Source organism: Kribbella sp. NBC_00662, assembly GCF_041430295.1.
Classification (GTDB): Bacteria; Actinomycetota; Actinomycetes; order Propionibacteriales; family Kribbellaceae; genus Kribbella.
Window position 1 is genome coordinate 7,611,689 of sequence record NZ_CP109029.1, and the last position, 22,537, is coordinate 7,634,225.

A 22,537-nucleotide genomic window follows, 5' to 3' on the forward strand; every position below is an offset into this window, starting at 1 on the left:
TACTTGGCCTGGTGAAGGAGAAGGAAGCACGTCCAGGAGCCGCCCCTGGCACTGAGAACGCTACCGGGGTCCACCGACAGTTTCGGGGCTCGCACCGGCCGGAAAAGAAGAGCTCCGGTAGCAGGGTCGGGGCCGCCCCGCCCAGACCCCGCTACCGGAGATCTCCAGAGTAGAACGTTCACCCAAATACTGCGCTACCGGGTCCCCAATCCAGGCCCGAACTGGCACAGATGCGCCGCAAGTTATCCCTTGAACCCCTGCCGGACACGGTGTTGATCACCCTCGGGAGGTGTCGGGCCACGCAATGTGGTTAACGTCGTAGGTATGTCGGTTGCGGTGGTCGATCGGGCGCGCTGGCGTGACGTCTTCGGGCACGCCGAGTTCCGTGCGTTGTTCCTGGCCGGAGTGCTGTCGGTCGCGGGTGATCAGCTCGCGCGGGTGGCGTTGTCGGTGCTGGTCTTCGACCGGACCTCGTCGGCCGGACTGACCGCGGTGACCTACGCGCTGACCTACGTGCCGGACCTGTTGTTCGGGCCGCTGCTGGCCGGGTTCGCCGACCGCTACCCACGCCGTACAGTGATGATCGTCACCGACGTCGCGCGGGCGATTCTCGTTGCAGGTATGGCGATCCAGGCACTTCCACTGCTCGTCGTGATCCTCCTGCTGGTCGCGCTGCAGGCGTTCGGGTCGCCGTTCAACGCGGCGCGCGGGGCGACACTGCCCGCCGTACTCCCGGGTGATCACTACGTGCTCGGCAAGGCCGCGAACGACATGGTCGTCCAGTTCAGCCAGGTCCTCGGCTTCGGATTCGGCGGCGCCGTCGTGGTCGCCGTGGGGACGTCCGGCGGCCTGCTTCTAGACGCCGCCACCTTCGTCCTGTCGGCCCTTCTGATCACCTTCGGAGTACGCCGACGGCCCGCTCCGACAAGTGGCACAGATGCGCCATCCGGGAGCTATCTGAAGGACCTGACGTCCGGCATCGCCCTGGTCGCCCGTACGCCGAAACTCCGCACGCTGGTCCTGCTGGCCACCATCGCCGGCTTCTACGTGACCGTCGAGGGTCTGGCGGTCCCCTATGCCCACGAGATCGGCAGCGGCACGACAACTGCCGGGATCCTGCTGGCCGCGAGCCCGGCCGGCTGTGTGCTCGGGATGTGGCTGATCACGCTGTGGCCACCGGAGCGGCGGATGAAACTGCTCGGACCGCTCGCGGTCGCGGCCTGTTTGCCGCTGGCGTTCAGTGCGCTCCAGCCGGGCCCCGTGGTGACGTTCTGTCTCTGGGCGTTGTCCGGCGCCGCGTCGGCGTACCACCTGCCGACGAGTGCGGCGTTCGTCCAGGCGGTGCCCGATCACCAGCGCGGCAAAGCATTCGGCGTCGCGGGTACCGCGCTGAAGGGCAGCCAGGGCCTCGGAATTCTGCTCGCCGGAGTGCTGGCAGAACCATTCGGCGCAGCCGGGGCACTCACCGTGATGGGTGTCACCGGCGCATTGCTGGCGGCCGCGGCGGGCGGCGCCTGGGCGCGCGCCCGCCGAATCGACGCTCATTCCGGAGAATTGCCGTCAGGATTAAGTTCCGGGCCGTCCGGTTTATCTCGTGAGTGAGTTCTCCGGAACGTAAGACCGAGGTAAAGATTTACCTTTCGTCACCAATCGTTACCGCCATTGGCGGTGCGCGGCGCGAACCAGTCGTTACCGCCACGGAGCCAGTCGTTGCCGCCACCGGTGAACCAGTCGTTCCCGCCGGTGAACCAGTCGTTCCCCCCGTGGAACCAGTCGTTGCCGCCGGTGAACCAGTCGTTGCCGTTGCCGGTGCCGCGCGTCGTCTTCTGCATGATTCTCGACCCTTCTGGAATGACCAACTGATGGAATGACCTGGACACGGGGGTGACCAGACGTGAACAGGTCGTTACGATGTACACATAACCGCTCAGATCGACTGTGTGTGAGGCTCATATGATTCTGATCGGTCGGAGCAGCTGGGGGCCACCCCGGCAATGGAAGCTCTGGTCGTTGCCGAGGACCGCTCTGGCTTATGTGCTCGCGATTGATGTGATTGCGGTCACGATTACCACACTCGCGGTTCGCAGCACGGTGAGCGGGCCGAATTCCGGCGTCCGGCACTCCGAGTGGGTGGCATTCGTCGTCCTTGCCGTCGCTTCGACCCTGCACCTGGAGTGTGCCCGCGGAATCGAGCGCCGACGCGAGATGGCGGCCAATACTTCACCGCACACGAATCTGAAGTGCCTGTGGATCTTCGCGGCCCTGCTACTGCTCCCGCTGTCGCTGGTCATCCCGCTGATCGTGCTGGCCTACGCGTACTCCTGGTTCCGGGTGTACGGGCGGACCGTTGCGCACCGCAAGGTGTTCTCCACGGCGACCTACATCCTCGCCAGCGCCGCCGCGGCGGCCGTGCTGCGTGCCGGCGGCGTACTGACCGAGCCGCGGGTGCCGACCGGCCTGTGGTCACTGCTGGTGGTCATGGCCGCGGCGGCGACCTGGTGGCTGGTGAACTACGCGCTGGTGATCGGCGCCATCCTGCTCGCCTCTCCCGAGGCCACCGCGCGTGAAGCGCTCGGTGAGCTGTCGGACCAGTTGGTCGTGTGCGCCGGGCTGGGGCTCGGCGTGGCGATCGCAGCGGTCCAGTCGTCGTACCCATGGGTCGTCCCTGTGCTCATGGTGACGGTGATGGCGCTGCACCGCGATCTCCTGCTTCCGCAGTACCAGCGGGCCGCCGGGACCGATTCGAAGACCGGTCTGGCCACCTCGTCGTACTGGGCGAGCGCAGTGCCTGCGGAGTTGGCCCGAGCGGACACTCTGCGCAGCACGGTCGGTCTGCTGATGCTGGACCTCGACAGGTTCAAGGAGATCAACGACACCTACGGCCACCCGGCAGGTGACGAGGCGCTCCGTGCGGTCGGCGAAGCGATCCGCGCCGAGGTCCGGCACGGCGACCTGGTCGCCAGGGTCGGTGGAGACGAGCTGGCGGTGCTGCTGCCCGGCGCGTCCGAGACCGAGGTGATGGAGATCGCGGAGCGGATCAGAGCGCGGCTCGTGAGCCTCACGGTGTCGGTCGGTACGACGAACGGCGGCACGGCGTCGATCACCGGCGTACCGGCGTCGTTCGGTGCTGCGATCTACCCGCATGTCGCGAGCACCATGGACCAACTCGTCCTGGCCGCCGACGACGCACTGCTGACGGCCAAGCGGTCCGGGCGCAACCAGATCGTCGCAGCTCTCCCGAACCCGCCGGCCGTCACAGATCACCTCGATCGTCCGGAGCAGTCAGAGCGTTCCGACTCGGACCACCACGTCAGCGACTGACCTGGATCAGGGCCTTGCCGCGTAGGGTGCGGTTCTCCAGCGCCCTGTGGGCGTCGGCCACGTGGTCCAGGTCGTAGAGCTGGTCGATCACCGGAACGAGGTCGCCCGCGGCTGCACGGGTGATGACGTCGGCGCCGGTGATCGTCGTGGTGGTCGAGTCCGCGCGGAGGTCCATGATGCCCTTCAGGGTGACACCGCGGCGGTCGGCTTCGGCGGGATCGATCGCGGCGAGGTTGCCGCTCGGTGCGCCGTGGGCAGAGAACCAGCCGCCGTCCTCGACCACACTGAAGGCGGCCGCGCCGAGTTCACCGCCGGCGCCTTCGAAGACGATGTCGGCACCGCGGTTGTTCGTTGCCTCAAGCACCGACTTCTCCCAGGACGGCTTGCTGTAGTCGATCAGCACGTCGGCGCCCTGGGCCCGGCTCAGCCGGAGCTTCTCGTCGCCGCGAGCGGCCGCGATCACGTGTGCGCCGGCGCGGTGGGCGAGCTGGATCAGCAGCAGCCCCATTCCGCCCGCCGACGCGGTGATCAGTACGTCCTGACCGGTCATCGACGGAGCGAGCTGCTCGAGCATGAGCGCGGTGAGTCCGTCGCCGTATACCGCGACCGCGGTCTGCAGGTCGAGCTCGGGCGGTACCTCGACCAGATCAGTGGTCGTGAGTCCGAGCTCGGCGTGAGCGCCGAAGCCGTCTGCGCGGCCGACGACGGTCTTGCCGATCCACTCCGTCGGTACGTCGGGACCGACCGCGCGAACGCGTCCGCCGAGGGTGCTGCCCGGGACGTACGGCGGTTCGACGTCGAAGAACTTGCCGTGCTGACCACGGCGGATCGCGGTCTCCACGAAGATGACGTCGGCGAACCTCACCTCGACCAGCACTTGGCCTGCTCCGGGCTCAGGATCCGGCAGGTCGCGGGTCTCGATCACGTCCGGGCCGCCGAACTCGATCACTACTGCTGCACGCATATCTGCACTCTCTCCGGTTGTCTTCGGAGTTCCGAGAGTGCAACCTCAACGATGGTTCAGGTCAAGCTCGGGAAGTGTCGGTGGTCCGGCGTACTGTGCTGGGCATGCTCGACGCCGTCTTCGTCCCGGCCGACCCGCCGCGCGCGGGTCGGTTGGCGCTGTACGGCGATCTGACCGGCGCCGGCGAGGAGGCCAACGGCACGGTCGAGCTCGTCCTGCCGCGCGGTTCGACGGTCCGCCGGACGACGGTCCCCGCGCGCTTGCTGTCGATGACCGAAGTGCTGACCCGGCTGACAGCTCCGGACGACGGCGACTCGAATCCGGACCGGGTCGGCTCGACGAGTTGGTCCGCCTGGCGGGCAGCTGGGCTGGCCGGGCTGGTGCTGATCGGACGCGGGCGGCTGGTCCCGGATCGCAGCCCGGAGGGGTACGGCGCCTGGCGGGTGGCTCCCCTCGATCCGCTCGACCACGCCTGGCTTCGGAACCTGAGCGCAGCGATGCCGGCGTACGGTCACGCGTTGCCCATCGAGGGCACGAAGCCGGTGCGGCTGGTCGACCCCCAGCAGCTCCTGCGCGCCTTCTGGGATGCGCTCGCCGACACGATCGTCCGGACGCCTTCTGCCGCGATCGCAGGGCGCCCTGGCGCGGCGCCATTCGCGGCCGTGGACCCGGTCGCGCTTCCCGGACCGTCCAACTGGCTCGACGAGACCGCGCTCGCGGAGGAGGCCGGGGCTCGCCTCGTGCTCCGGATCGAACCACCCGAGCTGGATCAGGAAACCTTCCGCGGCGTGCTGCAGTTGCGCAGCGGACTCGACCCGAGCCTGCTGGTCGACGTCGCAGACATGTGGAACGCACCAGCCGCCGTGCTGACTGCGCTCGGCGAGCGTGCCGAGACCGATCTCCTCCTCGCCCTCCGCCGCGGGGCGCGAGTCTGGCCGCCGCTGGGAGCTGCGCTGCGCGACGCGGCGCCGGAAGAGGTCGGCATCGACGACGAAGCGTTGGAGGAGTTGGCCGAGGGAAGCACGGCGTTGGAGGGTGCCGGGATCGAGGTGCTCTGGCCGACCGACCTGTTCGCTGGCGAGCTGGCCGTCAGGGGCTCCGTCGCCACTCCGACTCCGGGCGCGATCACCGGGCCTGACTTCAGCCTGAACGATCTGGTCGCGTTCCGCTGGCGGCCGACGCTCGACGGCCAGGACCTGACCGAAGCCGAGGTCGGTGCACTCGCGGAAGCGAAACGGCCGATGATCCGGATGCGCGGCCGCTGGATCCGCGTCGACCAGGACGTCGTACGCCGGCTCCGCAACGGCTCGAGCCGCAAACTCACTGGCGCCGAGGCGCTCGGTGCGGCGCTGACCGGGACCATCGATGTCGACGGCGAGCTCATTCCTTTCGACGCCGACGGTTCGCTCGCCGCGATGCTCGCTCGGCTGCGGACGGGTGAGGAGCCCGCTCCGTTCACCGATCCGGTCGGCCTGCGTGCAACGCTGCGCGACTACCAGCGTCGTGGTGTCGCCTGGATGGCGCAGCTCGCGAATCTCGGCCTCGGCGGCTGCCTCGCAGACGACATGGGTCTGGGCAAGACGATCCAGGTGATCGCGCTGCATCTGCAGCTGGAGCGGCGCGGTCCGACGCTGGTGGTCTGCCCGTCGACATTGCTCGGCACGTGGGAGCGCGAGTTCGAGCGGTTCGCTCCCGACGTACCGACCCGGCGCTATCACGGGGCGGGCCGGACACTCAGCGACATCGCGCCCGACGAGGTAGTGCTCACGACGTACGGCGTGGTGCGTCAGGACCACCGTGTTCTCGGTGAGGTCGCGTGGGGTCTGGTCGTCGCGGACGAGGCTCAGCATGCGAAGAATCCCCTGTCCCGCACGGCTCGCGCGCTGCGAACGTTGCCATCAGCAACCAGGATCGCACTGACCGGTACGCCGGTGGAGAATCGGCTGTCGGAGCTGTGGTCGATTCTCGACTGGTCTGCGCCGGGGCTGCTCGGGACGCTCGATCGCTTCCGGCACGACGTCGCCGTACCTGTGGAGCGGTTCCATGACGAGGAGGCGACTGCGCGGCTCGCTCGGGTGACGCGGCCGTTCCTGCTGCGGCGGCGGAAGAGCGATCCGGGGATTGCACCGGAGCTTCCGCAGAAGTCGGAGCGCGACGTCGTCGTACCGCTGACTGTCGAGCAGGCCACGCTCTACCAGGCGGTGGCGAAGGAGACGCTCGCCAAGATCGAGGAGGCGGAGGGCATCGCGCGGCGTGGGCTCGTGCTGAGTCTGCTCACGCAGTTGAAGCAGGTGTGCAACCACCCGGCGCAGTTCCTGCACGAGGCTGGTCCGCTGGAGCGACGCTCGGGCAAGCTCGCCGCGCTGGACGAGCTGCTCGACGTGATCCTGTCCGAGGGCGAGTCGGTGCTGATCTTCAGTCAGTACGTCGAGATGTGCCGGCTCATCGAGGCGCATCTGGCGGCGCGGCAGATCAAGTCGTTGTTCTTGCACGGCGGGATCGGGGTGCGGAAGCGCGAGCAACTGGTCTCGGAGTTCCAGTCGGGTGCAGCGCCGGTCTTCTTGCTGTCGTTGAAGGCCGGCGGGGTCGGGCTGACGCTGACCCGGGCCACGCATGTCGTCCACTACGACCGCTGGTGGAATCCGGCGGTCGAGGATCAGGCGACCGACCGCGCGTACCGGATCGGGCAGGACCGCCCGGTGCAGGTGCATCGCCTGGTCACCGAGAACACGCTCGAGGACCGGATCTCGACGGTGATCAACGCCAAGCGCGATCTCGCCGATGCTGTGGTCGGCTCGGGTGAGGCGTGGTTGAGCGAGCTGTCGGATTCCGAACTCACCGAGTTGGTGGAGCTGTCGACGACGCCGGCGAAGTCCGGTTCGGCGAGTGCTTACAACCCTTCTGCTGTTGGGAAATCCGATGGCTGACGAGGATCGGGTGCCGTGGCAGGGGTGGCGGCGGAAGGGTGAGGATGCGGGCCTGCCCGCGGCGAAGGGGCCGGGGAGCCGGCGGCCGTTCGGGGCGACGTGGTGGGGTCGCGCGTGGTTGGAGGCGCTGGAGCAGCGGGCTCGGCTTGATCCGGGGCGGTTGTCGCGGGGACGGTCGTACGCGCGGCGCGGGAGTGTGGTCGAGCTGACCGTCAGCCCGGGTGAGGTCGAGGCGGTGGTGCAGGGTAGCCGCGTCACGCCGTACCAGGTGACTGTGCGGATCCGCGCGTTCTCGAGCGCTGAGTGGGACTCGGTGCTGGAGGTGGTTTCGGCGCAGATCGGCCGGGTTGCGGCGCTGCTGGATGGTGAGTTGCCGCCCGAGGTCATCGATGACGTGCGCGATGCGGGGCTCGAGCTGCTGCCCGGTGCCGGTGAGGTCCTGACCCACTGCACCTGCCCCGACTTCGCCGTTCCCTGCAAGCATTCTGCGGCTGTGTGCTACCTGATCGCGGACTCGCTGGACGACGACCCGTTCGCCCTGCTCCTCCTCCGCGGCCGCCGCAAGGACGAGCTCCTGGCAACCCTCCGCACCCGTCGCGGCTCCACCGCCGCACCAGTCCTCGCCCCTCGCACTCCCCCACCCACCGGCATCCCCGCAATAGCCGCCTTCGCCCGCTACCTGTCACCTGCTGCTCCACCAACACAAGATGATCGGTCCGCGGCAGGGTCTGTGCCTGTGCCCGCACCGCCTAGGCCGCTGGCAGCGCCGGGAGTGCCTGCGGCGGTGCGCGTGCTGGATCCGCCACGCTCGTCCGGCGTCGACGTACGCGATCTGGTCGCGCTGGCAACCGACGCCGCCCAACGCGCCTGGGAGCTGGCATCCGGCGACGGAGACGGTGGCCTCAACCTCACCTTCGAGCAGGACCTGGCCCGAAGAGCATCCAAAGCCCTGGGTACGCCGGACCTCGCCGACCTGGCCCACCGAGCAGGCATCACCGCCCGCCAACTCACCACCTGGGCCGTCGCCTGGCGCGAAGCCGGCCCCGGCGGCCTCGCCGTCACCCTCGACGACCCCGTCGAGGTCGACCCGGAGGCCCTCACCGAAGCCCTGGAAGCCCTCCCCCACGCCACCATCGAAGCCAACCGCGTAACCACCGGCAAACTCCAACTCCGCCTGGGCAAGGACGGCCTCTGGTACCGCTTCGACCAACACTTCAACGACTGGACCCTCACCCGCCCACCAACCGCCGACCCCCGCGACCTCCTCTGACCCTCAGCTCCGGGCAGCGACGAAGGCCTGGGTCAGGTGGGTGATGAGGTCGTACGGAATCGGCTTGTCGAGGGGGAACTTGAGGGTGGCTTTTCCGGAGAGGTAGGGCTTGATGGCGGCAGCCAGGGCGGCGTCGAGGGGTGGGAGGGGGTAGACGGCGATGTGGGCCTTCCAGCCGCTGAAGTACATCAGGGGTTTGTCGTCGAGGGTGATCGTGGGGATCTGGTAGCTGATCTTCTCGCCGGATCCGGGTGCGGCGGCGTGGATCGTGCGGCGTACCTGTTCCAGGACCTCGCGGACTTCCTCGGGGAACGACGCGATGTACTCGTCGACTGTCATGCGCGGCGCAGGGTTGTGTGTTCTTCGAGGGCTGGGATCAGGTTTTCGGCGATCTTGGCGTGGCCCGCGACCGTGGGGTGGACCTGGTCGGTGCAGTCGTCCTCGGTGATCCAACCGGTGGAGTCGATGTAGACGATGTTCGGGTCGTCGAGGGACTTCACCGCGGCCTCGATCGTGTCGGCGTGTTTTCCGTTGAACGGTGGCAGGGACACGATCGTCGTGTCCGGGTACGCCGCGCGCACCCGCCGTACGTAGGCCGCGTACTCCTCGACCTCCAGTGTCGGATCGTTCACGCCGAGGTTGATGACGACCACGTCGGACGGCTCGACGCGCTCGGCCGGTGAGCCGGCGAAGTTCCAGCCGAACGAGTCGATACCGGCCGGCACCTCACCGTTCCCCGGCTTGCTGATCCCCTGGCTGCCGAAACCGACCTGGTACGACGTCGCGCCGAACGCCCGCGCGGTCAGATACGCGTACGACGTCGTGCCGTCCGCGCCCTCGGACTCCGGGTGCACGCTCAACGACCGCACGCCCTGCGTGATCGAGTCACCGTAGAACTCGATCCGCGGACCGCCGGGCCGCCCGCTCAACCGCAGCCTCGCGTTGACGTCGAGCACGAGTCCCGCAAACACGACCGCACATGAGAACGGCGGGTTCCACCGGTTCACGTGCTCGTTCACGTCCTTGACCACGACCTCGACCCGGTGCCGTCCGTCCGGCGCCGATAGCTCGATGACCGGCCCCTCGATCACGTGCAGCTCCGGCTTGCCGTCGTCGACCGTGATCCACAGGTGCGGAGCGACGGTCAGCCCGTCGGTGTCGAACAGCAGTTGCAGCCGCTCACCGGCGTACGAGAACGAGATCCGCGAACCGGAGTTCACGGTGATCGCCACACCGGGCTGATGTCCCCACTGTCCTTCCAGGACGATGCGCGGATCGGACGGGGCGACGACCTCGCCAGGCTCGAACGGCACAGCACACTCCTTGTGATCGGGTTCGCTGTGCCATTCTGCCTGGCGAGCTCACCAGCCGGCCTTCCGAGCCCGCGCCTCGAACAGCAGGATCCCGGCCGAGAGCGCGACGTTCAGCGAGTCGGCCTGCCCGAGCATCGGGATCGACACCGCGTCGAACCCCTCGTCATGCCACTCCCGCGACAGCCCCGAGCCCTCCGAACCGACCACGAACGCCGTCGGCCCGTCGTACTGCGGGACGCGATACGTCCCCGTCGCCGCCGGATCCGCGAGGTGGACACGGAAGCGATGGCTCCGCAACCACGCCGCCGCGGACGGGATGTCGTCGAACTCCAGGATCGGCGTCGAGAGGACAGTGCCCCGGCTCGCGGAGTACACGGACGGATGCGTCGGCCGGGCTCGCCTGCTGGTCAGGACGAGGCAGTCGGCGTTCGCGGCGTCCGCCGTACGGATCAGCGTGCCGAGGTTTCCGGCGTACTCGACGCCATCCGCGACCAGCACCAGCGACTCGTTGGTGAACTCGAACGTGTGCGGCCGCCATTCCGGGAGCCGCGCGATCGAGATCAGGCCGTCGGACCGGGTCTTGCGGGAGAGCCGGGCGAGCAGCTTCTCCGAGATGCGGTACACCTCGGTGGCGCGCTCCGCGATCCGATGGACCTCGGTCGTTGCGACCTCGGGGCACCAGAAGAAGGCTTCGATCGAGGCCGCGGTGGTGAGTAGGCGGTCGTGTTCCCAATTGCCTTCGACCATGATGCGGCCGGGTGAACCGTCCTTCCGCAGGGTCAGCAGGTCACGGACACGGGGATGTTGCGCGCCGATGGAACGCGCCGAGTGGGCGAATGGGTGCACAGTCATGTGCAAGCTCCGAAAGGAGAGAATCAGCAAGCGCACCGGGGACCCTGCGACAGGGTCCACACCGGTGGGGCGACGCCCAGGGGGCGCCGTGGTACTGACGCGGCCTATCGACCGCGTCAGCCAAGGATTCTCATCACATATCGGATGGTAGGCAGCCTCGCTGCCGCCGTCATCCGGTTTTCCACAGGTGGCCGGCGGGCGAGTTTTGGTCTGTCGGTGCGGGTGGTTAGAGTCCTTTTCTCTGGTAGCCCAGCTGCTATCACACGGGAGGGAGTGCGATATGGACGCGACACTGCTCGATGCCGAGGCCGAGGCGGCCGTGCTGCGCGTCTACCGTCAGGTCTTTGCCGTGCTCGCCCGTGAGGCCGGCGCGATGATCGTCGACCCCGACCTGCTCGAGGCCGACCAGGCCATCCTCGACGCGTTCGCCGAGGCCGGCAGCGACGGTCTCACGGTCGAGCAGGCCACACTCGCCTGCCGGGCGTATCCGCACGACGTGATCGTCCGCCGCTTCGAGGTGCTCCGGCAGTACGGCGCGATCACCAAACTCGTCGACCGTCCGAACGAGTTGCGCCACCGCGCCGCGTTCGCGCCGTACGTGATGCTGATGTTCCTGCGCCGGATGTCCGTCCAGGGCGGCCAGGCCGAGCTGCACCAACTGCTCACCCTCGAGGCGCACAGCGTCAGCGACCCGCAGGCGACCGCCGACGAGGGCAAGGCGTCGATCGGTCGGATGACGAAGGTCTTCCGACTCCTCGGAAACGAGCTGGCGATCCTGGTCTCGACGAGCACCACGGCCCAGCTCCGGGAGAACGCCCAGCTCGCCTGGGGCAACGAGCGCCTGATCGAGCAGGCCGAGAAGGTCCACCGGATCGTCCTCGAGCGCTGGCCAGAGCTCCATCGGGACTGCACTTCGCTCCGCATGGCCCTCGCGGCGTACGCCGACGCCGTGCAACTCGCGGCAGGCCGCCTGGTCGAGCGAGCCGGGACGACGCGGGCCCTCGGGCTGCTGCCGATCGAAACGTGGCTGACGTTCACCCGGAGCAGCGAGCCTGATGCGCTGGCCGGCGTACTGGATGGTCTTCTGTTCGATGCCGCAGCGCCGGACTTTTCGCCGCAGACGATGGTGGAGGCGGTCGAGACGGGACGCCGCTCCGGCAGCGCCAGGATGGCGCCGCCACGCCCGACTGCGGATGCCGACGCGCCCGAGTCCGCTGCCGCGACGGATCGTGAGGACCTGCGCGCGGAGGCCGAGCGCGTGCTGGCCGGACGGTCCAAGGTCGACATCGTGGAGGTCGTCGACGGGGCCGGCGACTGGATCACGGCGCGACGCGTGCTGGCCGAGCTGACCGCGGCGCACCTGCACGACGAGCTCGACTACGAGCTGGTGTGGTCCGACGGCATGCGGATCGACCCGACCGCGGGGACGCCGTGGGCGACCGAAGGCATCTTCCGCCGGGTGGAGCGATGAGCACGGAGGCCGTCGAGCGGCGGCTCTACAACGCGATGTGGTGGGCGAAGGTGCAGTCCGCCGGCCCACTCGAGGTCGACCCGGACACGCCGGCCGTCGCCGGTCTCACCCGCGCGACCTCACCGGACGGATCCACGGTCTGGCTCGTCCCGACGCTTCCTTCAGGCGCGGGGCACAGCGTCCTCGAGGAGCTTGGCGCTCCGCCGGTCGCCGTCGAGCAGCCCAACGAGACCGCCCGCCTGCTCGCGATCTGCGTCACCTGCTGCTGGACGGATCGCAGCGCGCCTGCGTGGCCGGGTGTGACCGGCACACTGACCCAGATCAGGTCCGTGTACGCCGCGATGCGTGGCCGCCCCGAGCAATCGAGCGACCTGACCCTGATCATCGGCAGCCTGCGCCGTCTGCATGCCACGCACTGGATCCGGTGGGACGAGAAGGCCGCCGAGATCCGGCTCGGCCCGCGCGTCATCACCTGGACCGCCGCGGACCTGTCGACGCTCCGCGACCTGTGCCGTCATCTCCCCGAGCCGCCGCCTGCTGTTCTGTCCGCGCAGGCCGAGCCGGAGAGCGACGAACGCCAGGAGGTGCTGGATGACTGAGCACCATGCCCTGTTCGACTCGTTGCTGCAGGACCTCAGCGACCGCGCGCGCGACGAAGTGCTCGCCGCGTTCAGCGCAGTGCAGTACGCCGCGCATCCGGTCGCCGAAGTACAGCTGGCCGGCCTCCGCGACGTCACGCTCCGACGCCAGGTGCAGCGGATGCTCAAGCTGATCGGGCGCACGCTCGTCCACGTCGACGGCACCCACTGGACCGCCGGGTACGACGACGACATCGCCGCGAGCCTGGTCGCGCAAGGCTGGCAGCCGTTGTCGGTCATCGATCGCGCTGTGCTGGTGCTGGTACTTGTCCACTCCGTCGCGATCCCCCGCAGCGAAGGCATCCTGACGGGTGACAGCTGGAAGTCCGCACGGCCCACGACGGTTGACGAGCTGCGGACGACGCGGATCAGCGGCGAGGAGCGACGGCTGTCCCTGCAACGATTGCGCGCCGCCGGATTGATCCAGCTCTCGGGCGATCACTCGGGCGGACCGTCGTACATCCCAGGTCCACAGCTCCAGCGACTCACACCAGCAGCACGCCGACGATTGCAGGACCAACTGATCCTTGCCGCTGCCCCGGCCAGTCCGATCGCCGAAGCCATCCGCGCCCGCAACGGGGTTCCAGCGGCAGATCCAGTAGCAGTAGGAGACGAAGCATGAGCGCCGCAACCGAGGACGGGCCGTTCGACATCCTTGGGTCCAAGGTGCTGCTCGGGGTCCAGGTCGTCGACCTGTCGCGCCTGTCGACGCACCCGATCCCGATGATCGGCCGCGGCCTGATCACGGTCGCCGGTCAGGGCCCGACCGACTCCAACGGCGCAGGCAAGTCGTCGTGGATCGCCGCGCTCAGTCTGCTGCACGCCGACGACCAGTGGCGTCTCACCAGCGGTGCTCCCGGCGCGGCCGAGTTGCTGTTCACGGCGGAGGCGGCCGGCCAGGAAGGCAACTGGTCGAACGTCGACCGCGGCTACATCGTCGGCGTCTTCTCCGACCCCGACCTGACCGACCTCGACGAGGTCGAGGCAGCCGCGATCACCGTCTGGATCCGGATCAACCGCAAAGCGTCGTACATCGATCTCCGCTGGAAGCAGGGCCTGCACATCCCGTACGGCGCGACCGAGGCCGAGCGCGCCGCCGGCGCCGACGCCCTGTGGGCCGCCCTCCCGCACTCGAACGGCCGGACCGACTTCCACGCCAACAAGCTCTCCCAGGTCCTGTACGGCGGCCAGGTCCGCTGTGTGTCGTTCTTGTCGACGTCGGTGCGCTCCAGCCCGACCGCCAACCTGCTCGCCGAGCCGCTCAACGAGCTCGGTCCGGCCCGGATCTTCAACGCGATCGCGACGCTGACCGGTCTCGACCACGAGCTCGAGCAGGAGCAGGCGCACCGCTCAGCCGAGCACACCCAGCGCGAGGCGACCAAGCAGGCGACCGCCGACCTGCAGCGGTGGGAGCAGGAGATGGCGACCGTCGAGGCCGGCATCCTGCAGCGTGCCGCCGCGCGAGAAGCGCTCGCCGCAGCCAAGGAGTCCTGGCAGGCGCGCAACGCCCGGCACTTGATCGACGGCGACGCCCGCAACCGCGAGATCCTCCAGGAGCTCAGCGTCCTCGACGAACGCGTCGCCGAGCAGGAAGCCCGGAAGGAATCTGTCGACGCGGAGATAGATGCCTTTGGCAATGAGGAGGGCATGCTCCGGGACGTGCAGCTGACCCGTCAGGAGCGGGACAAGCTGGATGCGCGCGACCGCGAGCTCGATCTGGCCCAGCGTTCGGTGCGCGAGCAGTTGGAGCGGCTCGGCCAGGAGCATCGGCGGCTGCTTGACGCGGGTCGTTCGGCGGACGGCCGTGACCTGGCCGCGGCCGCTGAAGAGCAGGCCGAGGCCCGGGAGGTGCTGGAGGAGCACATCGGCCGCGACCACGCGGCGCGGGTAGCGGTCGAGCACACGGAGGCTGAGCTTCGTGAGGCCGAGAGCGGTCAGACGGTGTCTGCGCCCCAGCAGCAGGTGCTGGAGACGGCAGGCATCGAGTGCGGCGGGCTGACCGACATCACCGAGCTGCCCGAGTCCGACCGGGCCGAGTGGGAGCCGCGGCTCGCGCCGTACCGCGAGGCTGTAGTCATCGACGCCGGTGACGCGACCGTCGCGACGACCGCGCTGGCCGACGCCGGGTACCCGGGCTTCCTGCTGGTGCTGGCGAATCGCCCGGGCGCACCGAAGTCGCGCCGCGGGCCGAAGTCGGCGGACAAGCGATTCACGCTGGACGGCTTCTTCGCCGCTCTTGGCGAACGCGCGACCAAGGAGAACATCGACGAGACCGCCGGTGTGGTCTCGGTCGGTCAGTTCGACGAGCCGATCACCGGCCGGACCGCCCGGATCCAGGCGGCCGGGCGCCGCGTGGAGGCGTCCAAGGCCGCCCGAGCGGTCGCATCCGCTGCGTTGGAGCAGGCGCGATCGCGGGTCGAGCAGGCCGAACGCCGTACGGCGGCCGCCAGGGCGCTGGCCGACGCGGACGCGGTCCAGGAGCAGATCCTGCAGCTCCGCGAGACCATCGACCGGCACGAGACCGACCGGGATTCGCTCGCGCCGCAACTCCAAGCGGCAAAGGAATCCGCAGAGGCCGCGGCCGGCCAGCAACTGGTGCGCGACGAGCGCCTGAAGAACCTCGAGTCCACCCGCCGCGACCACGACCGCATCCTCGACGACCTCACCGGCCGCCGCCTCGCGTTGCTGGAGGAGCAGACCGCGCTCGACCTCACCACGCGGACCACCGCCTGGGGAGGGACGCCCGCGGAGGCCGAGGAGTTCATCCTCGGACTGCCGGACGACGCACAACGCCGTACGACGGCCGACTGGAACCACCAGGCCTGCACGCAGCTCGACGACGTCATCCGCCGCTGCTTCCCGAATGCCCGCTCGCGCGAGGAAATCCCGACCGAGCTCTGGGAGATCCTCAACGGCCCCGACGGCTGGACGAGCGGCACTCTCGGCGACCGAGTCGGTCTGGTGCCGGCGTTGCACCGGACGCTGAGCAGCCACCTTGCGCAACACGAGACGTTCGACAGCCTGCAGCAACAGCAGATCGCCAGCCAGCGCGCCGAGCGGAACGCCGCACTCGAACGCGCCCGCGAAGGTCTCGACGAAGCAGAGAGCACGGCCCGTGCCCACCGCACGTCGCTTGCCGACGGCATCAAGGCGCGACTTCGCCTGGTGTCGCAGGAGTTCGACCGCCTCGACCAGCAGTACGGCGGGTACGGCGCGAAGCTCGAGTTCCCCGAGCCCGACCCGCCGGCCGAGCCCGACAAGCCGTGGCGCTGGACAGTCACGCCGAAGTGGCGCCGGTCCGAGGGTGGTCCGTTCTCCGCATTCAACGTCAAGGGCAACACCGCCCAGATGGATGAGAAGGCGGTCAAGCTCGTCTGCGCCGCGGCACTCGCCGGCGGCTCAGACCGTCCGCTGCTGCTGATCCTCGACGAGCTCGGCCGAAACCTCGGTTCGCAGCACCGCCGCGAGGCAGTCGCACTCTTCGAGCAGATCGGCCGCGACCGGAACATCACGGTCATCGGAGCCCTGCAGGACGACATGGAGCGGTACGCCCTCGCGTCGTCCCGGCTGTACGTCAAACTCCGCCGCAGCTCGGACACCATGCCCTACAACCAGGCCCCAGTCGTCAAGGGCAACGAGGACAACGCAGCCCGAGTCGAACTACTCCGCGACTGGATGACCTCCTACCGCGGCTCCACCCCAACCCTCGAACTAGCCTCACCGACGCTCACGTAGGTTCTAGCGAGCTCTTGCCCTGCGGCCCTGCGGTCCTCATCCCCCCGTTGTCCGCAGGCACCCGCACGGCTCAAGCACAGGTACAGCCGGACCAGGTCAGCTCGTTCGCGCGCGACGCGCTCGCTCCATCGAAGGCGTGCTATCTGCCCTCGAAGGTGCTCAACAGGCCTCCACGTACTGCACGTACCCGACAATCACGCAATGGCGTCGGGCCGCACCGACGGCGCCACCAATGCCCCGGTCTGGCTAGACCGCAGCTGTGACGCCGGCACGACCTGGGCCGGCTTCCGGCAAGGCATGGATCCCCGCTCCTTCTGGCCAGACGGCTCGTCGCTCGGGCCGGACCAGCGTCGTCTCCGGCGCCACCTCGACAACCACCCGGCTGGAGGCGACAACTGCCCCTCTCCAAGCTCTACGGCGGCGCCGTGGACTCAGGCAGGCGCCTCGAGCGCCTGCTGGTGGCTATCTGGAAGAGCTGAATTCTTTGACAGTTGTCCAGATTTCGTTGGATGGTTACCAAAATCGGACCCCGGTGCTGACCCCTGACCGGTGGGTACAGCAGACTGGTCCGGTGACGCCTCCAGAGATCGATATCACCCGCTCACACCGAGTAGGCGGACCTCTGGTCAAGCGGTTGTATCACGGCGTACCGTCACCTGCATCCGGCGTCGCAGTGTCACCTCCGCAGAGCCGGCCGCCTCATGATCGGAGGGCGTGAATGGCTTCCTGGCTGCTCCGCGCCCAGTGGTCGCACCGTGACGAGTCCGTCGAGCATCGCGCGCTCCGCGTCGGCCGCACGCTGACGGCGGTCGCCGTTGCGTTCCCCGACGTCCACAACTGGACTCAGGACGAGCGCTGGGGTTACCACGTCCTCGAGGCCGACGGCTCGACTCCGCTGGAGGAGATGGTCGAGGCCACCACGAAGGTGCTGGCGAACGGGACGAGCACGACCCGTCTGCATCTGCAGAGCACCGGTGAGCTCCCATGGCTGTTCGACCTGTCCATGGGCGGGACGATGACCACGATCTCCGACCAGCTCACCCTGCACTGGAGCGACGAGGACGCGCTGAGGCAGTCCGAACGCTTCGCCCAGGTACTGCGTGCTGTCGTCACGATCTGGGAGCCCGACTGGGCCAGCATCGCCGACACCGAGCTCGCCGCCGCGGCCGGCGTCTTCCGCCGCGGCATTCCGATGATGGGCTGGCTGACGTACGTCCGCGGCATGGTGGCCGGTGCGCCCGGCGTCGACATCACACTCACGCCGTACGAGCGCGGCACTCTGCTCCAGGCGCCCGTCTCTCCCATCGACCTGACGCCGGTCCACATCTGCGCCGCAGCCGCACTTGTTGGGATCGCTCCCGAGTAGCAGCTAGCTGTTCACAATCAGGTGCCGGTCCCAGCGCTGGACCTCCTCCGCCGTCGGCACCTCAAACGCGGCGCTCCACTCGTGGAGCTCCTCCCGAGTGACCGGGAACGTCGCCGCCGGCAAGTCGACATTCCGCCTCTCGAGCCGCTCCCACAACACCTCGACCGGCAGATCCAGTACGACGATCTCCGCGCTCGCGCCCAACTGCTGCGCCCTGGTCCGGAACAGGTCCCGTTCTTCCTCGGACCAACAGCCGTAGTCGAGGATCACGTCGACCCCGAGCTCCAGTGCCCGCGCAGCGACGCCCCAGAGCATCTCCGACTCCAGCACCCAGCGACGTCCATCGACCTCACTGGTGTCGAAGAGCGCGTCCATCCACTCGTCGGGCGTCAGACGGATCGCCTTGCGCTCCTCCTCGAGTCGGCGAGCCCACGACGTCTTGCCGGCGCCTGGCAGTCCCACGATCAACACCATCACGGCCATCCCGTGATCCTAAGGGGCCGAAGTTGTCCGATCCGTTCAAGACCAGAACGGTATAACCGAGGCATCGTCGGAGTATGCGAACCGATCAATCGAGCGATCTGACCAGCCTCATGAACGTAGGCGCGGCGGTAGCCCGCTATCTCGGCCGCGCTGGGATCACGGAGGTCGACGACCTGGCCGGCCGCGATCCCTTCGAGATCTACGAAACGATCTGCGAACAGGACGGCGTACGTCACGACCCGTGTCTGCTAGACACGATCATGTCGGCCACGGACCAAGCCAACGGCCATCCTGCGCGCCCGTGGTGGTCCTACACACCGCAGCGCAAGCAGCTCCTCAATGGCCAGCGCTAGACGTACCAAACTTGCCGGTACAAATGTTAAGGGCCACCCCGTGTGGGGTGGCCCTTAACAGTGTGAATGTCCGGCGGCGTCCTACTCTCCCACGACCTCCCGGTCGCAGTACCATCGGCGCTGGCGGGCTTAACTTCCAGGTTCGGAATGGAGACTGGGTGTTTCCCCGACGCTATGGCCACCGAAACAATATGAGAACACTATCAACCAACCAAGACCACAAACCCCCCACCTGCAGGGGTCTGGTTGCTGGGGTGACCGTATTCCGGGAACCGTACAGTGAACGCGAACATCAGTTACATAGCGCAGCTTGAAGTCGTCTGACAACCCGTCCTCTATGGAGGGGGTTGTGTGTGTGACAAGCCCTCGGCCTATTAGTACCAGTCAGCTCCACACCTTACGGCGCTTCCACTTCTGGCCTATCAACCCAGTGGTCTACTGGGGGCCTTACCCGGTTAACCCGGTGGGAGACCTCATCTTGAAGCGTGCTTCCCGCTTAGATGCTTTCAGCGGTTATCACTCCCGAACGTAGCCAACCAGCCGTGCTCCTGGCGGAACAACTGGCACACCAGAGGTTCGTCCACCCCGGTCCTCTCGTACTAGGGGCAGCCCTTCTCAAGTCTCCTGCGCGCGCAGCGGATAGGGACCGAACTGTCTCACGACGTTCTAAACCCAGCTCGCGTGCCGCTTTAATGGGCGAACAGCCCAACCCTTGGGACCTACTCCAGCCCCAGGATGCGACGAGCCGACATCGAGGTGCCAAACCATCCCGTCGATATGGACTCTTGGGGAAGATCAGCCTGTTATCCCCGGGGTACCTTTTATCCGTTGAGCGACGGTGCTCCCACATGCCACCGCCGGATCACTAGTTCCGACTTTCGTCCCTGCTCGACATGTCTGTCTCACAGTCAAGCTCCCTTGTGCACTTACACTCGACACCTGATTGCCAACCAGGCTGAGGGAACCTTTGAGCGCCTCCGTTACCTTTTAGGAGGCGACCGCCCCAGTCAAACTACCCACCAGGCACTGTCCCTGATCCGGATAACGGACCAAAGTTAGACAGCCAGAACAATCAGAGTGGTATTTCAACGATGACTCCACCCGAACTGGCGTCCGAGCTTCACAGTCTCCCACCTATCCTACACAAATTGTACCGACCACCAATACCAAGTTGTAGTAAAGGTCCCGGGGTCTTTCCGTCCTGCTGCGCGTAACGAGCATCTTTACTCGTAATGCAATTTCGCCGAGTCCACGGTTGAGACAGCGCCCAAGTCGTTACGCCATTCGTGCAGGTCGGAACTTACCCGACAAGGAATTTCGCTACCTTAGGATGGTTATAGTTACCACCGCCGTTTACTGGCGCTTAAGTTCAAAGCTTCGCCGGCCCTAAAGCCAGCTAACCTGTCCCCTTAACGTTCCAGCACCGGGCAGGCGTCAGTCCGTATACATCGAATTACTTCTTCGCACGGACCTGTGTTTTTAGTAAACAGTCGCTTGGGCCTGGTCTCTGCGACCATCACCGCTTCCACCAGTAAATGATGTAACGGATCCGGTCCCCCTTCTCCCGAAGTTACGGGGGCATTTTGCCGAGTTCCTTAACCATGGTTCACTCGATCGCCTCGGTATTCTCTACCTGATCACCTGTGTCGGTTTGGGGTACGGGCGGCTCTAACACTCACTGCGAAGTTTTTCTCGGCAGCATGGGATCATCCACTTCCCCTGAACGGGTCCGCCTCGGCTCTCAGGCTCAATGAGACACGGATTTGCCTATGCCTCGCCCTACCACCTTGCCCGCGGATCAGCTTGCGCCTACCATCGCCGCGGTTGGACTACCCTCCTGCGTCACTCCTCAATGCACCTACTACCACCTCGGGTCAAAACATCCACACCGCAACCCGAAGGTCTTGGCGCTTCCGTCTCTTAGCATCAGCGGGTTCGGTCGGGTCGTGTTAATGCCGGTACGGGAATATCAACCCGTTGTCCATCGACTACGCCTGTCGGCCTCGCCTTAGGTCCCGACTTACCCAGGGCAGATTAGCTTGACCCTGGAACCCTTGATCATCCGGCGGACGGGTTTCTCACCCGTCATTCGCTACTCATGCCTGCATTCTCACTCGTGCAGCATCCACAACTCCATCACTAGGCTGCTTCACACGCTGCACGACGCTCCCCTACCCACCCACACACCTGGACGACCACGAAGGTCGCCGGGTACTTGTGTGAGTGCCACAGCTTCGGCGGATTGCTTGAGCCCCGCTACATTGTCGGCGCGGAATCACTTGACCAGTGAGCTATTACGCACTCTTTCAAGGGTGGCTGCTTCTAAGCCAACCTCCTGGTTGTCTGGGCAACTCCACATCCTTTTCCACTTAGCAATCGCTTAGGGGCCTTAGCTGGTGATCTGGGCTGTTTCCCTCTCGACTACGGAGCTTATCCCCCGCAGTCTCACTGCCGCGCTCTCACTTACCGGCATTCGGAGTTTGGCTGATTTCGGTAAGCCGGTAAGCCCCCTAGACCATCCAGTGCTCTACCTCCGGTAAGAAACACGCGACGCTGCACCTATATGCATTTCGGGGAGAACCAGCTATCACGGAGTTTGATTGGCCTTTCACCCCTATCCACAGGTCATCCCCCAGGTTTTCAACCCTGGTGGGTTCGGTCCTCCACGCGGTCTTACCCACGCTTCAACCTGCCCATGGATAGATCACTCCGCTTCGGGTCTAGAGCATGCGACTAAAACGCCCTATTCAGACTCGCTTTCGCTACGGCTACCCCACACGGGTTAACCTCGCCACACACCACTAACTCGCAGGCTCATTCTTCAAAAGGCACGCCGTCACACCCCACAAGGAGATGCTCCGACGGATTGTAGGCAACCGGTTTCAGGTACTATTTCACTCCCCTCCCGGGGTACTTTTCATCTTTCCCTCACGGTACTAGTCCGCTATCGGTCACCAAGAAGTATTTAGGCTTAGCGGGTGGTCCCGCCAGATTCACACGAGATTTCAAGAGTCCCGTGCTACTTGGGAAAACACTCAAGAGTCACTGTCTTACGCCTACAGGGCTATAACCCACTACGGCTCAACATTCCAGAAGATTCGACTTCAACAGTGATTGATAACTCTTTAGACCCACGGCATTAGGTCTCGAATGCTCCCACGACCCCACATGCGCAACGCACGCCGGCTATCACACGCACATGGTTTAGCCTCATCCGCTTTCGCTCGCCACTACTCACGGAATCACTATTGTTTTCTCTTCCTGCGGGTACTGAGATGTTTCACTTCCCCGCGTTCCCTCCAGAACCCTATGTGTTCAGGCACTGGTAACTGGCTTTAGAATGCCAGCTGGGTTTCCCCATTCGGACACCCCCGGATCACAGCTCGGTTGCCAACTCCCCGGGGCTTATCGCAGGCTCCAACGTCCTTCATCGGCTCTTGGTACCAAGACATCCACCGATTGCCCTTAGTAGCTTGTCACAAAACAAACAAACAAAAAGCAAAATTACGCTACAAAGAGATGCTCGCGTCCACTATACAGTTCTCAAAATACGGGCAGGAAAACCAGCCCCAAACCACCACCTACCAGGCAGGCACCCAAACCAGGGAAACAACACACCCGATCCAGAACACCCACACCAACGGTTTGGTGAGAGCCGGCCCCAGCCACCCATCACACTCTCACAAGTGTGACAGTGACCCAGAAGAAACAGTCCCCGATCCCCAGGACAAATCCTGTGAACCCGGGCCCGATTCCTCAGGACCCAACAGCGCGCCTCGGCTCTTCACTCATCCCTCACCCGCGTTCCACGCCCACCGAAGTGAGCAGTACTAACAGGATCCAG

General features: G+C 66.4%; 16 protein-coding genes and 2 rRNA genes. 10 read left to right on the forward strand and 8 right to left on the reverse strand.

Annotated features, from left to right (window positions below):
- Positions 1 to 324: 324 nt before the first annotated feature.
- A complete protein-coding gene (locus tag OHA10_RS37410; RefSeq protein WP_371403529.1) occupies positions 325 to 1,602 on the forward strand; it encodes an MFS transporter in 1,278 nt (425 codons plus the stop codon).
- A gap of 41 nt (positions 1,603 to 1,643) precedes the next feature.
- Here OHA10_RS37410 and OHA10_RS37415 read toward each other — a convergent pair whose 3' ends face one another.
- Positions 1,644 to 1,832, reverse strand: a complete 189-nt coding sequence (locus OHA10_RS37415; RefSeq protein WP_371403530.1) for a DEAD/DEAH box helicase — start codon at positions 1,830 to 1,832, stop codon at positions 1,644 to 1,646.
- Positions 1,833 to 2,010: 178 nt separating this feature from the next.
- Between OHA10_RS37415 and OHA10_RS37420 the strand changes: the two genes are divergently transcribed.
- Positions 2,011 to 3,321 carry a diguanylate cyclase gene (locus OHA10_RS37420; RefSeq protein ID WP_371403531.1) on the forward strand — a complete coding sequence of 437 codons (1,311 nt, stop codon included), beginning with the start codon at positions 2,011 to 2,013 and terminating at the stop codon, positions 3,319 to 3,321.
- Here OHA10_RS37420 and OHA10_RS37425 read toward each other — a convergent pair.
- Positions 3,311 to 4,285, reverse strand: coding sequence for a zinc-binding dehydrogenase (locus OHA10_RS37425; RefSeq protein ID WP_371403532.1), 975 nt, complete (start codon positions 4,283 to 4,285; stop codon positions 3,311 to 3,313). The genes OHA10_RS37420 and OHA10_RS37425 overlap by 11 nt on opposite strands.
- 104 nt (positions 4,286 to 4,389) lie before the next feature.
- Here OHA10_RS37425 and OHA10_RS37430 point away from each other — a divergent pair, with 104 nt between their 5' ends.
- Both OHA10_RS37430 and OHA10_RS37435 read left to right on the forward strand, forming a co-directional pair.
- Positions 4,390 to 7,212 (forward strand): DEAD/DEAH box helicase, encoded by a 2,823-nt coding sequence (locus tag OHA10_RS37430; RefSeq protein WP_371403533.1) that lies wholly within the window; start codon positions 4,390 to 4,392, stop codon positions 7,210 to 7,212.
- The gene (locus OHA10_RS37435) at positions 7,205 to 8,482 is read left to right on the forward strand and encodes an SWIM zinc finger family protein (protein WP_371403534.1); all 1,278 of its coding nucleotides are present in this window, start codon (positions 7,205 to 7,207) and stop codon (positions 8,480 to 8,482) included. The genes OHA10_RS37430 and OHA10_RS37435 overlap by 8 nt, the downstream gene beginning before the upstream one ends.
- A 3-nt stretch (positions 8,483 to 8,485) precedes the next feature.
- Here the strand turns inward: OHA10_RS37435 and OHA10_RS37440 are convergent, their stop codons facing one another.
- Genes OHA10_RS37440 through OHA10_RS37450 form a run of 3 tightly spaced genes read right to left on the reverse strand, consistent with a single transcriptional unit; the run spans position 8,486 to position 10,647 of the window.
- Positions 8,486 to 8,821: an iron chaperone gene (locus OHA10_RS37440; RefSeq protein ID WP_371403535.1), complete on the reverse strand. Its 336-nt coding sequence runs from the start codon at positions 8,819 to 8,821 to the stop codon at positions 8,486 to 8,488.
- On the reverse strand, positions 8,818 to 9,795 hold the full coding sequence (locus OHA10_RS37445) for an SGNH/GDSL hydrolase family protein (RefSeq protein ID WP_371403536.1): 978 nt from the start codon (positions 9,793 to 9,795) through the stop codon (positions 8,818 to 8,820). The genes OHA10_RS37440 and OHA10_RS37445 overlap by 4 nt, the downstream gene beginning before the upstream one ends.
- A 48-nt stretch (positions 9,796 to 9,843) precedes the next feature.
- Positions 9,844 to 10,647 carry a TrmH family RNA methyltransferase gene (locus OHA10_RS37450; protein WP_371403537.1) on the reverse strand — a complete coding sequence of 268 codons (804 nt, stop codon included), beginning with the start codon at positions 10,645 to 10,647 and terminating at the stop codon, positions 9,844 to 9,846.
- Between the two features lie 280 nt (positions 10,648 to 10,927).
- Between OHA10_RS37450 and OHA10_RS37455 the strand changes: the two genes are divergently transcribed.
- The 5 genes from OHA10_RS37455 (at position 10,928) to OHA10_RS37475 (ending at position 17,857) form a co-directional block, all read left to right on the forward strand.
- On the forward strand, positions 10,928 to 12,118 hold the full coding sequence (locus tag OHA10_RS37455; protein ID WP_371403538.1) for a hypothetical protein: 1,191 nt from the start codon (positions 10,928 to 10,930) through the stop codon (positions 12,116 to 12,118).
- A complete protein-coding gene (locus OHA10_RS37460; RefSeq protein WP_371403539.1) occupies positions 12,115 to 12,717 on the forward strand; it encodes a hypothetical protein in 603 nt (200 codons plus the stop codon). Before OHA10_RS37455 ends, OHA10_RS37460 begins: the two co-directional genes overlap by 4 nt.
- Positions 12,710 to 13,378: a hypothetical protein gene (locus OHA10_RS37465; protein WP_371403540.1), complete on the forward strand. Its 669-nt coding sequence runs from the start codon at positions 12,710 to 12,712 to the stop codon at positions 13,376 to 13,378. Before OHA10_RS37460 ends, OHA10_RS37465 begins: the two co-directional genes overlap by 8 nt.
- Positions 13,375 to 16,491 (forward strand): chromosome segregation ATPase, encoded by a 3,117-nt coding sequence (locus OHA10_RS37470; protein ID WP_371403541.1) that lies wholly within the window; start codon positions 13,375 to 13,377, stop codon positions 16,489 to 16,491. Before OHA10_RS37465 ends, OHA10_RS37470 begins: the two co-directional genes overlap by 4 nt.
- A 718-nt stretch (positions 16,492 to 17,209) precedes the next feature.
- Positions 17,210 to 17,857 (forward strand): hypothetical protein, encoded by a 648-nt coding sequence (locus OHA10_RS37475; RefSeq protein ID WP_371403542.1) that lies wholly within the window; start codon positions 17,210 to 17,212, stop codon positions 17,855 to 17,857.
- Positions 17,858 to 17,860: 3 nt separating this feature from the next.
- Here OHA10_RS37475 and OHA10_RS37480 read toward each other — a convergent pair whose 3' ends face one another.
- Complete coding sequence (locus tag OHA10_RS37480) at positions 17,861 to 18,340, reverse strand: AAA family ATPase (protein ID WP_371403543.1); 480 nt, start codon at positions 18,338 to 18,340, stop codon at positions 17,861 to 17,863.
- A gap of 74 nt (positions 18,341 to 18,414) precedes the next feature.
- Here OHA10_RS37480 and OHA10_RS37485 point away from each other — a divergent pair, with 74 nt between their 5' ends.
- A complete protein-coding gene (locus OHA10_RS37485) occupies positions 18,415 to 18,693 on the forward strand; it encodes a helix-hairpin-helix domain-containing protein (RefSeq protein WP_371403544.1) in 279 nt (92 codons plus the stop codon).
- 68 nt (positions 18,694 to 18,761) lie between these two features.
- Here OHA10_RS37485 and rrf read toward each other — a convergent pair.
- Both rrf and OHA10_RS37495 read right to left on the reverse strand, forming a co-directional pair.
- A 5S ribosomal RNA gene (rrf, locus tag OHA10_RS37490) occupies positions 18,762 to 18,879 on the reverse strand.
- 168 nt (positions 18,880 to 19,047) lie between these two features.
- A 23S ribosomal RNA gene (locus OHA10_RS37495) occupies positions 19,048 to 22,172 on the reverse strand.
- Between the last annotated feature and the right edge of the window lie 365 nt (positions 22,173 to 22,537).